Source organism: bacterium (assembly GCA_029210965.1).
Taxonomy (GTDB): Bacteria; BMS3Abin14; BMS3Abin14; order BMS3Abin14; family BMS3Abin14; genus JALHUC01.
In genome coordinates this window covers 1-15,789 of record JARGFZ010000012.1, presented here as the reverse complement: position 1 = coordinate 15,789, position 15,789 = coordinate 1, and the positions used below count along the sequence as shown (strand labels likewise).

The window sequence follows — 15,789 nt, the reverse complement described above, 5'->3', positions numbered from 1 at the left end:
TGAGCCGGAATCCAGTCGATATTGTATGCAGTATTTTTTGAATATCGGATCTTGAATTGGGAAAATCCTCAAACAGGCGCCCAAAAGTTAGCGTAACGGAGAAATTATATGAATGAAAATAGTAACCTACCCTTCAATCCCAAAGATACGCTCAAGGTAGGCAGTGAAAATTTCACGATCTTCAGACTCGATTCCCTTGAAAAGGCAGGGTTGTGCACACTTCATACACTGCCCCGGTCCATCAGGATCCTCCTGGAGAACCTGATCAGAAGCGCAGCCGGGGGAAGAGGTTCTTTTGAGGAGCTTCAGAGTCTTGCCGGTTGGAGCCCTGACCTGAAGGACCCGGCTGTTTTCCCGTTCATGCCCGGCAGGGTCATCCTCCAGGATTTTACGGGTGTTCCTGCCCTGGTGGATCTTGCGGCTATGAGATCGGCTGTGGCCAGGTCCGGTGGCGACCCGCAACGTATTAATCCGCAAGTCCCGGCTGATCTCATCATCGACCATTCTGTCCAGGTGGACCGTTTTGGTACAGAGGATTCCTATGAGTACAACGTAAAGAAAGAGATCGAGCGGAACCAGGAACGGTACTCCCTTCTCAAGTGGGGGCAAGGCTCCTTTGAGAACCTGCAGGTGGTTCCTCCGGGGACCGGAATCGTTCATCAGGTGAACCTGGAGTACCTGGGTAAGGTGGTGGTCAGGTCAGAAAGGCACGGTGAGATCGTCGCCTTTCCCGACACCCTTGTAGGGACCGACTCCCACACCCCCATGATCAACGGGCTGGGAGTCCTGAGTTGGGGGGTGGGAGGCATCGAAGCGGAGGCTGTGCTGCTGGGACAGCCTTACTACATGCTTGTACCGGAGGTTGTGGGTGTCAAGGTAGCAGGCAGGCTGCTGCCGGATGTAACCGCCACCGACCTTGTTCTGACAGTGACCGGGATGCTGCGGGAAAAGGGGGTTGTGGGAAAGTTCGTGGAGTTCTTCGGCCCCGGTCTCTCTGCTCTGACCCTTCCTGACAGGGCGACCATCTCCAATATGTCCCCCGAGTTCGGCGCTACAGCTACCCTTTTTCCTGTGGACGAGGAAACACTGCGTTATCTTACCGGAACAGGGAGACCGGCCGGTCTGGTGCAGCTTGTGGAAACCTACATGAAGGAGCAGGGACTTTTTCAAAGGGCCGATACACCGGACCCCCATTACACAGATATTGTGGAGGTTGACCTCGGTGCGATAGAAAGATCCCTGGCCGGGCCGCGCAAGCCTCACGAGAGGGTCCCTCTCTCGGGACTAAAGAGTTCTTTTTTAAAAAACCTCCCCGAAATGCTCAAGGCAGGGATCATTTCCGATCCGAACAGCTTCGCTGACAGCGGGTGCTGGACCCAGGAAGGCGGCTCACCTACGGACAGCCCCAGTTCGTGCTCTTGTCCTGTGCCCCCCAGAACCGTATGCCGATGTGTTCCCTGGGACGGTGGACCGGAAACCATTCAATTATGCGACGGTTCGGTGGTCATTGCTGCCATCACCAGCTGCACCAACACATCCAACCCCTCGGCCATGATGGGTGCCGGGCTTCTGGCGAGAAACGCGGTACAAAGAGGCCTGAGAAGGAAACCGTGGGTCAAGACCAGCCTGGCGCCGGGTTCTAAAGTCGTTACCGACTACCTGGAGCTGGCCGGGCTCATGCCCTTCCTGGAGGCTCTGGGATTTCACGTTGTAGGGTACGGCTGTACAACATGTATCGGAAACAGCGGTCCTCTGCCTTCCCATATATCCAGGACTATCGAAGACAATCAGCTGGTCACTGCCGCGGTGCTGTCGGGCAACCGGAACTACGAGGCCCGCATCAACCCCTTTGTCAGGGCCAACTACCTGGCATCTCCCATACTTGTGGTGGCATACGCTATCGCGGGTACGGTAGAGCTCGACCTGACTTCGGAACCCATAGGGATCGACTCCAACGGGATCGAGGTTTTTCTTGCGGATATCTGGCCTGACCGTGAAGAGATAGATCAGTTCGTATCCGAAACGGTTCACGCTGACCTGTTCGAGAAAGAGTACGCCAACCTGTTCACCGGAGAGGCACAGTGGGATCAGATGGAGGTGCCGGAAGGAGACCTTTACCAGTGGGATCAGGAGTCAACCTACATCAGGGAGCCGCCATTTTTTATCGACCTGCCACCGGAACCGGCTCCCTTGATGGATATTACAGGCGCCAGGGTTCTGGCCGTTTTTGGCGACACCCTTACAACGGATCACATTTCCCCTGCAGGCAACATTCCTGAGGATGGCCCGGCAGGGCAGTATCTGATTGGCCAAGGGATCCAGGCCGAGGGTTTCAACAGTTTCGGCTCCAGGAGAGGAAACCACGAAGTCATGGTGCGGGGCACCTTTGCCAATATAAGGATCCGTAACGGCATGGTGGAGGAGGAGGGTGGATGGACCCGGCATCAGCCAGGCGGTGACCGGCTGACCATTTACGATGCTGCCGCCAGATACCGGGAGGAAGGTGTCCCCCTCGTGATCCTGGGGGGAGAAGAGTATGGCGCTGGCAGTTCACGGGACTGGGCAGCCAAGGGGGCTCATCTGCTGGGTGTCAGGGCTGTCATAGCAAGCTCCTACGAACGCATCCACCGCAGCAACCTGGTGGGAATGGGGGTGCTGCCTCTACAGTTCACGGGTGGGCAAAGTGTTGAGAGCCTGGGGTTGAGCGGCCGGGAAATTATCAACATCGAGGGGATTAAGGACGGACTCAAGCCCAAGGGGATACTCATTGTAACTGCTGCAGCCGAGGGGGCAGAGCCTGTCAGGTTCGAGGTTCTGGTCCGCCTCGATAGTGCTGTGGATGTGGAGTACTACCGCAACGGGGGAATTTTGCAGACGGTGTTGAGGGAAATGATGGAAAAGTAGTGAACCGTGAATCGTAAACACTAAAAAGCCCGGACATCGGCCCGGGCTTTTTAGTGTAAAACCTTAAAGCAGAAGCAAGGTCTAGCCCGCATTATTCATGATGGTGATGAGATGTGAGCTAACTGTGTGGCAAATATGGATAAATGGGAATGGCACGATAAACATCATGAATTATGCGGGGTTGTCCGGACATAGTCACGAGAGGAGTTTTTCGTTCCGGCAAGGCGACTGTCCAGGGAGCGCGGAGGCATACTTTAGTATTCCGCACAAGGGAACGACACAGCAACGCAGACAGAACGGAAAAGAACCTCGTGAATAGGCCGGGCTAGCAGTGGGCCCAAAAAAAGAAGTGGTGCGCATGGGCATCAATGGACAGGGCGGACATGTTTTGATCTTATCTTATTCTGCGTTCTGCATTCAACATTCAGTGCTTACCCTTCACTCTTCACAGTTCACAGCTCACAGTTCACCGAATTTTAGTCATCCCCCCACTCCCTGTCCCTCTTCTCCATCTTCTTCCTGTACTTTTTTTCCACCTTGAACCACGGAACCTGTTTGTTCGGTTTGTCAGATCTTTTCTCCCTGTATTCGGGCGGCAGCTTTCTGATGGTCTTGGGGATCTTCTCCATTTCCCTGTACCTCCAGGGCCCCGTATTGCTTTTTCCCTGATACCAGATGCCCTTGTACCGGCGATACCATGAGCCATCGTGGAAAACAACATCCGGGCTCTGAGGGCTGAGATAGACATTACTCTTGTACTTTTCCAGGTAGGGAGGAGTTCTGGGTTGGACCCTGGGAGGCACCTCTTCACGCCGCTTCTCCCAGTGCCCGTAGGGGACCCTGTAATAATCGTTCCGGTACCTGGCGCGGTAATCCCTGGGCAGCTTTCTGAGATGACTGGGGATATACCTAACCTCTATATAGGTCCACGGTCCGCCATAGTTTGCTCCCCAGTACCAGACACCATTGGCGCTGTAATACCAGCGGCCGTTCACGAAGAAGACCTCTGCGCTGATGTTGGGAACAAAATACACGCCGAAGCTGGGAATAATGTAGAGGTAGTCAGGCTGGCTGACCACCACCCTCGGCGACGGTTCGTGCCCGTAGGCTGGTTGTGCCTGGTAGGCAACGCATCCCGAACTTAAGAATACTGCAGCCAGCAGCACAATGTACGGTGTGTACTTTCTCATGGATTACCTCCCTGTAAGTCCCCTCTTGAGCTTAATTATGAACTGTGAAGGCTTCCCATGCAAGGCGGACGTGAAATCCGCTGACCACCTTTATGTGTAAAGACACCGGAGGGGAGTAAAGGTTTAAGGACTTATTAAGTTGGTACAGGATCAATAAGGAGCTTGGTGCGCTATTAGCAGGCATGTGAAAATTAATACTTGACCTGATTATTATATTCGTATATCAAAAGATTGTGAGAAATATAGTTTTTAAGTTAATGTATTATGAAACATTAATATGCTGTCAACATATACACATTCAGATATGAAGATCGATCGGACGATCCCGGCTCACTACAGGAGGTTTTTCATGAAGGTCAGAAGCATTACCATGATCGCAGCATTGACAGGAGCACTGCTGGTATTCGTTTCCTTGGCGATGGCCACGGAGGACCACACTGAATATATAGAAGGGCCCTTCACTACCGGTGAAGAGGTCACGGCAGCCTGTCTCGAGTGTCATCAGGAACAGGCCGAGCAGTTCCTCGAAACATCACACTACAAATGGAAGGGTCCGCCCCGGACGGTCAAAGGGATGGAAAAGAGTAAAGAAGAGTACGGCAAGGCCAACCTCATCAACAATTTCTGTGTGGACATCGAAGCCAGCCGGGCTTTTTGTACCAAGTGTCACGCGGGTTACGGCTGGAGCGATGGCGCTGACCCTCAGATGGACGTGAAAAAGATCGATTGCCTCGTATGCCACGCGAAAAAAGGTCACTACAAAAAAACTATGGCTGGTTTGCCCGACCAGGAGATGATTGAGAAGGGTCGCATGGATCTGGTGGCTGCTGCCAGAAGCGTCAGCATGCCGGACCGGAAAAACTGCGGTGTTTGCCACTTCTTCGCCGGGGGAGGGGACGCCGTCAAGCATGGGGACCTGGATTCCAGCCTGACAAAGCCGGCCCGGGAACACGATATCCACATGGGCGGCTCGGCCGATATGACGTGCCAGGAATGCCATTTGACCCGAGACCACCGCATTGCCGGCGCATCCACCTTCATGGCCACCAACGACGGAAGAGTAGCCTGCGAGGACTGCCACCGGGACCCTCACAGGGATTCCAACAGTAAAAATCTACTGACCGCTCACACCAGGACGTTGGCCTGCCAGACCTGCCACATCCCCTTCTTCGCCAAGGGGCAGGCCACCAAGATGAGCTGGGACTGGTCCACGGTGGGTAAGGAAGTTGAGCCCGAAGAGCAGTTCGGCAAGGAGACCTTCACCCGTCACAAGGGAACTTTTGTGTGGGAAAAGGACGTGGTGCCGACGTACGCCTGGTACAACGGCAAGATCACCCGCTATCTGAAAGGCGAGAAGGTTTCTGACACCAAAGGCCCCGTCATTATCGCCAAGCCGGTGGGCGACATCAAGGACAAGGGGTCAAAGATCTTTCCTTTCAAGAAGTTCACGGGCAAACAGGCCATCGATTCAAAGTTCAAATACCTGCTGATCTTCCAGAGCTACGGCGGTCTGTGGTCTCATTACGATTGGGAGAAAGCTCTGCAGGCGGGGGCGGAAACCGCTGGCCTGCCCTACAGTGGAAAGTTTACCTTCGTGTCTACGGAAAGTTACGGCAGCATCAACCACGAGGTGGCCCCCAAGGAACAGGCTCTCCAGTGCGGTGACTGTCACTTCGGCCGCGACAAGCGTCTGGATTGGGAAGCCCTTGGATATGAAGGCGATCCCATGCGTACCGGTGTCCGCAAGATCAAATAATCAACAGGAGAGTATGTCCTCTCCTAAGCAGGGATAATTTCACTTCCCATGGAGGAGCAAATGAAAACGGCAAGAGTGATCGCGATAACGGTGGCGGCCATTTTGTGCCTTTCGGCATTGTCCGGGGTGGCCATGGCCGAGGACAAGACCAAGGTTAAGGGGATCATCGTTTCCTTCGACCTGGATGAAAGGACAGTCACGGTGGATGTTGATGGAGAAGAGATGACCTTCTTCGTTGAGAACGATGTGGCGCTTTTCAAACTCGACGACCGCCTCTGGGAGGGTGACGAGGTGAAGATCAATTATGTGATCGAGGGAGACAGGAAGGTCATCAAGGAAGCCAATGACATGAAGGGCACAAAGCCCGGATGTTGAAAATAACCAAGCTAGGGAGGAAAACATGAAAAAGCTGACCGCAATAATGCTGATCGCTCTGCTCGCAGTCCCGTTCTCGGCCTTTGCACTCACGGACGCCGAGGTCGAAACTGAGATCACGAACATGAAGCAGCGCCTGGAAGACCTTTCCAAGGACAATGAGAAGCTGACCAGGAGGCTCAAGGACTCCCGCTCCCCCATCACTATCAGTGGTGACTACCAGTTCCGCATGGACTCTATCGAAGGGGATGTCCCCCTTTACTATCAGTTCAATCCGGCTGAGATAATGACTCCCATTGCCGCAGGAGGATACACAGTAAAGAACAGCGATCTGTGGACCAACCGCTTCGGTCTGAACATAAACGCCCGTGCCACTGAGGATATTAGCGTCAAGGCCCGCCTGGTGATGTACAAGGTCTGGGGCCACCAGTCCGCTGATACGGTCCTCGGCCCATACTTCGCGGACCGGTATAGCATGTTCGACGGCAACACCTCCCACGTTCCCCAGGACAGCGTGGTCAGAGTGGACACCGCCTTCGCGTCGTGGAGCGGCATCGGCGACTCTCCCGTATGGTTTTCAGTAGGACGCAGGCCCTCCACAGGCGGTATTCCCACCAACCTGAGGCACAATATGGAAAAAACAGGCGCTTCCGGCACTCCCGGTATCCTGGTGGACTACGCCTTTGACGGCCTGGTCCTGGGAATTGCCCCCGATATCGATGCACTGCCTGGCGCCTATGCCAAGCTGTGCTACGGTAAAGGGTTCGACAGCGGCTACCAGGTCGATGGTAGTTCCCCCCTCAAGGATGTAAAAATGATCGGCCTGGATGTGGCTGCCTACGAAACGGAGGCGCTGCGCATAGAGTTTCAGTACAACAGGGCACTGGACATCTTCGCCCAGCCCGAGACGACAGTGGACAACGTGAATTTAGGCAACATCGACCAGTTCGGTGCCGTGGTTACCGGCAAGGCCGGAAACATCAACTGGTTCGCCTCGGCGGCTATGAGCAAGACTGACCCCAACGATAACCTTTACATGGGCATGGCCGGCCTGCTGTACGATAACCCCATGATGGGCGGCGAAAAGAAATCCAAGACAGGCAACGCCGTCTACGTAGGCGCCAGATATGACATGGACGACCTCGGTCTGAAGTTTGGTGCCGAGTACAATCAGGGTTCGGAAGATTGGCTCACTTTTACCCCCGCAGCTGATGACATGCTCACCAGCAAGCTCGGCGTACGCGGTAACGTCACCGAGTTCTATATCATCAAGGACCTGAAGCAGGAGCCGGTGTTTCGCAGGGGCAGGGCCTTTTTCAAGCTGGGTTACCAGGATTACACCTTCGATTACACCGGAAGCAGCAACTGGGTTGGCGCTCCCAAGGACATGGATGACATCAACAACCCCATGTTAGCCCAGATGATGGTTCCCATCGAAACGGCCAGCAACCTGTATCTTACCTATAACGTGGAGTTTTAAAAACGCTCAGTTCCTTTCGCGTCTTTAAAAGTGGTCCGGTCAGGCCGGAGACCATGTCCATGGGGATAACCTGATTCCCCAAAAGAACAAATAACGGCTCCGCGGAAGCGGGGCCGTTTATTTTTGGGATTTTGATCTTGTCCTTCCGCCTTCATCTGGGGCTCTATTTTTCTTCTGGCTCCCGGCTCCTGGGTACTGGCTCTTTTTTTTCAACGCATTCCGCACTGACTCACCGCCCATACTCATGAGGCCGCACCCCATCGTCACGTTGATGACATTGTGCCGCTATTTCGTCACTTTGGCGATCTGCGGCTGGTAAACGGTCCTTCCACCCGGCACTTTCTGGAAGAAAAAGAATTTAAAAACAATTACATAGAGCAATTTTCCCTTGTTTTTCTCCCATGGCACCGCCCTTGCTTCTTACAGGTCAACGATACTTGAAAATAAAAGGGCCGGGAAAGATCATAGCGGCCGGAATTGGAGCTAAAGGGGGATCGGTCATGGAAAAGTCAGCCACTGTAATCGGAAATGCCGCGGCGGTCAGCGGGGCCAGGGATCTGGTCGTAAAGGGAAGTGTCGAAGAGCCCAAAGACCACCTGAAGGTCTGGAGGGAGATCTATCAGGATGTGCGGCGCCAGTGGGCCGAAGCGGAAAGCAGCAGTCTCCGGAGCGGCAGGTTCGGGAAGTAATGGTTGAAACGCAGGCATCGATTTCATGGCAAGGATGTCTTGGGGAAAGTTAAAGGGGGTAGGTCATGAAAAGGTTTGTTGGCAGTGTGGGAGTTTTTTTCAGTAGGTTGGGGGGCTGTTTTTCGAAAGCGTGGCAGGACTCGGATCGCCACTACCACATCCCCAAGAGCCGCTTCGGTGGAGGCAACACTGGGGGAGAAGGAGGCGGGTGCCTTCCCCGGCAGGAAAAGCCAGTCCCCAGGAACGCCTTTCTTGGGTCTTTCAGGGACTGTGTCGGCAGGGCCTGGGAGGAGGCTGATACCTGGTATCACATACCCAAGAGCCGCTTTGCCGATCCTGAATTTAACCAGATAGCATACAGTGCTGCCGAGGTTCAGGGGGTGCTTGGCAGGGTGGGAGTTTTTTTCAGGACCCTGGGAGATTGTGTTTCCATGGCGTGGAAAGAGTCGGATCATTACCATCACCTACCCAAAAGCCGGTACCAGGATCCCGGTTTTGTCAGGGAAAAGATGGCAACGGCTCCAAAACCTCAGGCCCGATTTGTCATACGCCCTTTGATCGTTGGAATGGGTGTCGCGGGTGAAGGCATCGAGGATGGCTGGTTGGCGAGACCATCCAGGTATCGGTATGACGAGGAGTTCATCGTCCCCGAGGATGGAGGGGGTAGCCGAAAACCGGAGATAGAACTGGAATAACCGACAAGGTTCCCTCGAGACCTCTTCTACGACCGAGCTTTGGGGTAATCGGGGGATTTGTTGAAAAGGTAACGAAAGTAAAACTCTAATTTGATTCCCACCCGATTCAGGTGTTGATCTTCTTAGCATCTTTGCGTCTTGAGTGAGTGAAGTGAGGGGGCGTGGAGTTGGACTGTAACTTTTTCCTCTGTATCTTCCAGTTTTAAGCTACAATGAGATCACCACACAGATTCTGGGTAAAATCCAAGGGCTTTTATCATGCACCTCTATAGGAATCTCTTCAATACTCTCAATAAACAGACTGTGCGTTACCTTGTCGTCGGTGGTGTGGCTGTCAACCTGCACGGTATCGAGAGGGCAACGGGTGATATTGACCTTATGATAGATCTGGAACAGGAAAATGTTTCTAAATTCCTGGAAACGGTCAGGGAACTTGGGCTAAAACCAAAGATCCCGGTAAAGCTGGACGAGTTCGCTGACAGCTATAAAAGAAAGGCATGGCGCGAAGACAAGGGGATGCTGGTCTTTCCCCTGTATGATCCGGAGCATCCCTATTTTCTTTTAGATGTGATGACAGAACCCCCTGTCGATTTCGATACAGTGTACGGTGACAGGCAGGAGATCGATTTCGGCGGGACCCCGGTTGCAACAGCATCCATAAATACGCTTATCGAGATGAAAAAGGATACGGGAAGACCCCAGGACGAGGCCGATGTCAGCCATCTGCAAATGATCCTCAAGAGTGACAAGGATGAGTGAACAGGACAAAGACAGGCTGCTCCTCTATTATCGAACACTCGAGCAGATGAAAGCTTACCGTAAAGTTCCGGTGGAGCAGAAGTTTGCCTGGCTCCAGATGCAGATGGAGTTTTACCACGAGTGCATGTCAGAGAAAGCGAAAAGATTCAGGGACCGCTTTAATAATGGGAAGATAAAGGGCTAGCCGGAAACAAGCTCAGGTTGTAAAGGTAAAACCAGGAGTAGCTTCTTCGCTTTCAGCTTCGACGTGGCAAGCAAAGTTACGCAAAGTTTAACCTGACTCTGGTGGGAGCAGCGGTTCCTGTAAGGGTGTGAGGCAGTTTCCCTTTTAGATTTTAAATTTTGGATTTTAGATTATCCCTTCTTACTGATCCCGTGCTTCTTCATCCTCGAGTTGAAGGTCGTTCTCTTGATCCCGGCATGACGGGCCGCGGCGGCGACGTTCCACTTCGTCATCTCGAGAACAGAGAGCATATATTTTCGCTCCATCTCGTCCATTGAGGCTCCGGCACCTGGTGCAGGGGGCGGGGTGGAAGGCAGGATATCCGTTTCGTCATGGGGCTGTGCTGGAGGTATGCCTTGACCCTTTTTTGGTTCCGCGTTATAGGGTGGCGGCAGGTCGGTAACCTCCACATTACCCTCGGTAACCGTAAGGAGGTATTTGGCAAGGTTCTCGATCTCCCGAATATTTCCCGGCCACAACTGCTTAACCAGCACCTCCATTGCCTCAGGGCTGAAAGTTCTAATTGGCATGTTCGGCCCGTTGGTGTAGTGAGCCATGAAGTGGGTGAGCAGGAGGGGGATGTCGTCCCTTCTCTTCCTTACAGGGGGGACCTCCAGGGGCAGGACGTTGAGGCGGTAATAGAGGTCCTTGCGAAAGCCTCCTTTTTTAATGCTTTCAACCAGGTTCTTGTTGGTGGCCGAGATAATACGGACGTCCACCTTCCGGGCGGTGGTGCTTCCCAGGGGCTTGACCTCACTGCTTTGCAGCACCCTCAGGATCTTGGCCTGTAGGCCCAGGGCCATGTCCCCGATCTCGTCGAGGAAGACGGTCCCGCCGTCCGACGCTTCGAAAAGCCCCAGCTTGTCCTTGTCAGCACCGGTAAAGGCTCCTTTCTTGTAGCCGAACAGCTCACTTTCCAGGAGGTTCTCGGGGATGGCGCTGCAATTCTGGGTAAGGAAGGGCCTGTTCTTACGGGGGCTGAGCCTGTGGATCTCCCTGGCCAGAAGCTCCTTTCCGGTGCCGCTCTCGCCGGTGATCATAACGGGAAACTGGTTGCTGGAGTAGACTTTGGCAAGGTCCAAGACCTTGAGGAACTCTTGACTCTGACCGATCATGAGAGGCTCGGCAAGCATCCGGTCTTTCACTTTCTTTATGTCCACATTCTGCTCGAACTGCTCGGCAAGTTCCAGGACAGTGCTGAGCGCAATACTTCCGATAGCAACGAGACCTTGGAGAAGTTCCAGGTACTCCGGGTCGAGGTTCATCCGGAAACCGCCCGCCGTGGTGTCCAGGATCTGCACCGCCCCGTAGACGGTATCGTCCCTTGCATGGAGCGGAAAACACAGGATGAGGCTGTTCTTGGTGTCGAGCCTGCGGTCCACCTCTTTGAAGTGCCGCCGATCCTTGTCCGGCTCGGCAATGGTCATGCGGCCGCTTTCGATGACGGCGCCCACGATGCTCTTTTGGGAGCGGCTTAAAATGAACCCTTTGACCTTGTCGGCCTCATCCCCGCTCGCCTCGACGCAGACGTAACCATCCCCCTTGCGGATCCAGATGGACCCCCGCTCCACCTTCTGGGCGCTGGTGAGCGCCTCCAGAAAAAGGGCCATGAACCGGTCCGGATCCAGCTTGTCGAAAAGAAGCTCAATGAAGGAAAGGGGCAGGTTCTGCTTCATGGTATCAAAGCCTCTTTAATCTTCACATATGAACAGGCTGTTCGGTTGATCAATATCTGCATAGTTGTAGTATCAAACATCCTCGGCTCTAATCCTTTGAAGAGGATGAGAAAGGTGTGGCCTCAGGTCTCCCCAAAATTTGGAAAAACTTTTGTGTGTTCTTTCTTGAGCGCCAGCCCTTGGCAAAACATCGATCACTTGCCCGAGCTGGAGTGTTTTATTACTGTTACAATCTTCTGATTTATTTCGCCCTCTCAGAAGATGCATCCGTTCTATTTCAAAATCAGTCATATCAGGCCTAATCTGATTCTGGTTATCCGTATTTTTGTCGTTGGGCCTGTCCAGAAGGTCGTTAATAACTGCAGCAATTCTGCCCTTGTACCGTTCACGTTAAGTCAGTCCTTTTTTCATCGTAAACCTGTGGAGTAATTCGCCTCCTTTTTACGACGAGGCATCCGGCGTCGACCAGTGTTTTTTCGACAGCCCTGCGCTCGCCCTTCGTCCTCTCCGACTTACTTTTGTCACAAAGTTTACCATAATATTCCCGGTTTTCACGGTGGGACCTTACAAAGTGTTCTCTTTCCTCACGGCTGATGGGTGTCCTGTTTTTCCAGACCGTATCCGGTGACGGCCCCTTCGGTCCCCAAGGCCGTGACGTTTCGTTGGCGATGAGCCGTCCCGCTTCCACATCGTCACAAGTCCAATAACATAATCTTCCACGCCGGGCTGCCTCATGGAAAGAATGAGTTTTCAAAGACCCGATGCCGGCCTCCATAGCGCCGTTATAAGGCGGGGGACTAAGGGGGTCAGGGCGGGAATTTGTCAATTCCTGACATCTGCTGCAGGTGTATTGCTAAATTCCCGCCCTGAACATCCCGCTGGAATTTTCAAGCGATTTTCGCCCTAATCCCTGATTTCGTATTCCCTGTTCTCCTTGAGCATCTTGAAGATGGTCCGACACAGGTGCCGTCCCAGGGCACGGACCGCCTGGTTGTGTTTCTTGCCTTCGGCGCGTTTCTTTTCATAGTATCGTTTTGACTCGGGAACACATTTCCTGTGGCTGTCCACAGCAGCCATCATTGCCATCTTGGCTCTGGTATTGACCATCTTCGATGACTTGGATCCCTTCCTCTTACCAGAGCTGTTATCCAGGCTGGCCATGCCCAGGTAAAGGGCCAGGCTGGACTCACTATCGAGCCGCTCTACAGTTCCGATCTCCCCGGCCAGTTCGGCAGTGCTGGTGGAACCAAAACCGGGGATCGACGACATGATCACAGCCTCGCGGGAACCTTCCGCGACCTCCGCGATCCGGTCATCGAGATCCCTGATCTTGTCACGAAGCTCCAGGATGCGGGTAGCGTCCTCCTGGATCATCTCACCCACGTAGGAGACCTCATCGCTGAAGTGGGCCCGTTTCTGCCAGGACCCGATCGCGTCAGCATACTTCCTCCCCACCGAGCGGATCTTCAGCAGGGTGGACCGGCGCAAACGAGGCAGCTTCTCGGGACGAATTGGGGTCAAAGCAGGAATTTAGCAATATACTTCTGTATGTGTCAGGTATTGACAAATTCCCGTTCTGACCCTCCACTCCCCTTTGTTCAATGGCAAGATACGACCATCTGGTCCCCCCACACAATTGTCACTGCGAACCATTATTCGAGTGAAGCAGTCTCGGTACCGGGATCGCTTCGCTCTAATATCAGCTCGCGATGACAGGCGATCACTGTTTACACACTCCACACGGTTCGTACCCCCGCCCCTTCGCCTCACCGAGCGTCACAGGGAAGCTGCTCTCACTCAGGTACCGGCACCCGTCCCGGTGGTACTTCCCCCCGCTGGCAGTGAGGAAGACTACGTCCGACCTGTCCAGGAGCACCTCCACAGAGTGATCCTCTTTTGGCGATACACCGCCCATGCGGAAGATCCAGGGCGGGATGACCTTCGGGTCCACCCACAGGCCTTTCTTCGCTTCCCGGGCCTCGGCCTGAAGGTTTCTCAGTTCCTCGTCATCGGAATACCTGGAGTACCACCAGGCGTAGCCTTCGGCAACAAGCCTTTTGTTCAGGCTCGTGCCGTCGGGCAGGATGACCTCGCCGATGGTCCGCCCGTAGCGGTCTTTCCCCTTGTCGATGACCGTGACCTTCTCAGCAAAGGACAGCTTCGACGTGAACTGCTTCGTACGGGCGCCGAAGGCCTGCTTTCGCTCCGGGCAGTCGATACCGTCCAGCCGGACCCGCACCGCCACGCCGCGGCGCATGACCTCGATAGTGTCCCCGTCCAGGACACCCACCACTTCGCCGGTGAAGGACCGCGTGACAGCCGCCTGTACCGCCATTACACCCAGGCAGAGGGTGATTGCTGTGATTGCGAAGAAAAGTCTAATCTTCATGATCTCAGGATATCAGGTACCTACATTTGAGCCACCTTAAAACAGATACTCAGGAAGAGGTGAATATCTTTTCCATATAAAAACCGGGCACCCGGTTTTTATATTACGAGCTAGAGGCCGATCTTAACTACCCTTCTCATCCCCATCATCATCATCGTTCTGAGGCTTGTCCCAATCCCTCAGGATCTTGGCTCCAACCAGAGCCAGCCACCCTATGATGAGATCATCGATGATCATTTCTAATGTCCTCGGACGACAATGTCAGGGTGTGAATTTTCATCCATCTCTCAATCCGACCAGTCAATCGGCCTCTGAGTTCCAGAAAAGTATAGATTTCACCATAAATACCAATAAGAAGAAAATTACAGGGCGTGGCGTGGGGTCAGTTCTCGTTATTCAATCTTTTCTAAATTTCAGGACAATGTTTGAGATATAACCTGGATGTAGTCCCAGATGTTCTCCAATCTCACGCTGTGTATAGGCGTGGATGTCATGAGCTCGCAGAATAAGATGGTTTCGATGTGCTTTGGAGTTGCTCTTTGTTTCATTAAATATGTTCTCTAGCGAAATTCTGTTCGCATGTTTTTGGACCTTGGGGACGTTATTAAGTTCGTCGTTTCCATTAACATGCTGCATTGCCTCAGCGATGAAGGAATCGGATCCCAGGAAGATCTGATTTTTGGCCTCCAGTAACGGGGACTCCATTCCAATGCCCGCCAGAACAAAATCCTCATACATCTTTTGAGCTTTTTTTCGAGACAAACTAAAATGTCTCAGGAGAAATTTTGATTCAAGGTACTTAGGGGCTTTTTCTATTCCGCGAGTAGCTCTGTAACTGCTCCATGGCCACTCGGAAGGGTGCTGAACCATCTTCGCTTCCACTGGATTATTGACGATGTAACGGGAATTATCGAGGAATTTTCCCTCCCTTTCCACGAGCCAGGCCTTATACCGTCCTTGCAGTACCGGTCCTACACGTTGGTATTTCCAGTTATAGAATTGGCTGTAAAACTGGTTAAGCTGTTTCATCCCGGGGATCATGTTGGCATCGGGAGTTTCCAAAAGGAGGTGGTAGTGGGTGCCCATGAGGCAATAGGCATGGCAGATCCAGTTGTATTTTTCCATGACTCGTTCCGTAAACTGGATGAACTTGATCCAGTCCTTCTCGTTATGGAAGATCGTCATTCGGCCGATTCCTCGGCTTATGATATGATACATGGCTCCTGGGTATTGGATTCTGAGTGGCCTAGCCATTCTTGCTCCTCCTTTCCATTGTCAGGAAAGAGGAGCAAGAATAGGGCCAACTCGGTTAACCAGACCCCACGGGCGTTCTAAAAGTATGAATAACGAGAACTGACCCCACGGGACCCCTCGTGTCTTCGACAGGATCGTAAAGGAACGCCGATGGAGGGTAGATCCCTTTGCGACGGCCCTTGCCACTGTGAGAATCCGTCAAGGGAGGCATATGGGCACGGATACCCTTCTGGTCACAGCCCAGGAAGTTCTCCATCGTCCCGTACTTTGTGTCAGCCATCACCGTTACAGCCCCCCGTCCGGTGTTGGCCTGAAGACAAACCGTGGCGTGGGGTCAGTTCTCGTTATTCAATCTTTTCTAAATTTCAGGACAATGTTTGAGATATAACCTGGATGTAG

At 53.2% G+C, this 15,789-nt stretch carries 14 protein-coding genes; 8 read left to right on the top strand and 6 right to left on the bottom strand.

Translation table 11 applies throughout. The annotated features are described in order from the left end of the window. Positions 1-108: 108 nt before the first annotated feature. Positions 109-2,904 carry an aconitate hydratase gene (locus tag P1S59_06700; protein ID MDF1525939.1) on the top strand — a complete coding sequence of 932 codons (2,796 nt, stop codon included), beginning with the start codon at positions 109-111 and terminating at the stop codon, positions 2,902-2,904. Positions 2,905-3,380: 476 nt separating this feature from the next. Here the strand turns inward: P1S59_06700 and P1S59_06695 are convergent, their stop codons facing one another. Beyond that, positions 3,381-4,094: a hypothetical protein gene (locus tag P1S59_06695; GenBank protein MDF1525938.1), complete on the bottom strand. Its 714-nt coding sequence runs from the start codon at positions 4,092-4,094 to the stop codon at positions 3,381-3,383. A gap of 349 nt (positions 4,095-4,443) precedes the next feature. On the opposite strand from P1S59_06695, the gene P1S59_06690 reads away from it, so the two are divergent. The 7 genes from P1S59_06690 (at position 4,444) to P1S59_06660 (ending at position 10,032) form a co-directional block, all read left to right on the top strand. Then, positions 4,444-5,850 (top strand): tetrathionate reductase family octaheme c-type cytochrome, encoded by a 1,407-nt coding sequence (locus P1S59_06690; GenBank protein ID MDF1525937.1) that lies wholly within the window; start codon positions 4,444-4,446, stop codon positions 5,848-5,850. Between the two features lie 60 nt (positions 5,851-5,910). Next, positions 5,911-6,225, top strand: coding sequence for a hypothetical protein (locus P1S59_06685; protein MDF1525936.1), 315 nt, complete (start codon positions 5,911-5,913; stop codon positions 6,223-6,225). 25 nt (positions 6,226-6,250) lie between these two features. Further along, positions 6,251-7,705, top strand: a complete 1,455-nt coding sequence (locus P1S59_06680; GenBank protein MDF1525935.1) for a DUF3373 family protein — start codon at positions 6,251-6,253, stop codon at positions 7,703-7,705. 500 nt (positions 7,706-8,205) lie between these two features. Continuing rightward, positions 8,206-8,394 (top strand): hypothetical protein, encoded by a 189-nt coding sequence (locus P1S59_06675; protein MDF1525934.1) that lies wholly within the window; start codon positions 8,206-8,208, stop codon positions 8,392-8,394. Positions 8,395-8,459: 65 nt separating this feature from the next. Then, entirely contained in the window at positions 8,460-9,089 is a 630-nt protein-coding gene (locus P1S59_06670) for a hypothetical protein (protein MDF1525933.1), read from the top strand. Positions 9,090-9,347: 258 nt separating this feature from the next. Continuing rightward, positions 9,348-9,848 (top strand): hypothetical protein, encoded by a 501-nt coding sequence (locus P1S59_06665; protein MDF1525932.1) that lies wholly within the window; start codon positions 9,348-9,350, stop codon positions 9,846-9,848. Further along, positions 9,841-10,032 carry a hypothetical protein gene (locus P1S59_06660; protein MDF1525931.1) on the top strand — a complete coding sequence of 64 codons (192 nt, stop codon included), beginning with the start codon at positions 9,841-9,843 and terminating at the stop codon, positions 10,030-10,032. The genes P1S59_06665 and P1S59_06660 overlap by 8 nt, the downstream gene beginning before the upstream one ends. A 170-nt stretch (positions 10,033-10,202) precedes the next feature. On the opposite strand, the gene P1S59_06655 is transcribed toward P1S59_06660, so the two are convergent. From P1S59_06655 to P1S59_06635, 5 genes are all read right to left on the bottom strand, one after another. Beyond that, positions 10,203-11,747: a sigma 54-interacting transcriptional regulator gene (locus P1S59_06655; protein ID MDF1525930.1), complete on the bottom strand. Its 1,545-nt coding sequence runs from the start codon at positions 11,745-11,747 to the stop codon at positions 10,203-10,205. A gap of 903 nt (positions 11,748-12,650) precedes the next feature. Continuing rightward, complete coding sequence (locus P1S59_06650; GenBank protein MDF1525929.1) at positions 12,651-13,235, bottom strand: transposase; 585 nt, start codon at positions 13,233-13,235, stop codon at positions 12,651-12,653. A 232-nt stretch (positions 13,236-13,467) separates the two neighbouring features. Then, on the bottom strand, positions 13,468-14,136 hold the full coding sequence (locus P1S59_06645; GenBank protein ID MDF1525928.1) for a thermonuclease family protein: 669 nt from the start codon (positions 14,134-14,136) through the stop codon (positions 13,468-13,470). A gap of 396 nt (positions 14,137-14,532) precedes the next feature. Next, a complete protein-coding gene (locus P1S59_06640) occupies positions 14,533-15,354 on the bottom strand; it encodes a transposase (protein MDF1525927.1) in 822 nt (273 codons plus the stop codon). Positions 15,355-15,445: 91 nt separating this feature from the next. Continuing rightward, entirely contained in the window at positions 15,446-15,670 is a 225-nt protein-coding gene (locus tag P1S59_06635) for a hypothetical protein (GenBank protein ID MDF1525926.1), read from the bottom strand. Between the last annotated feature and the right edge of the window lie 119 nt (positions 15,671-15,789).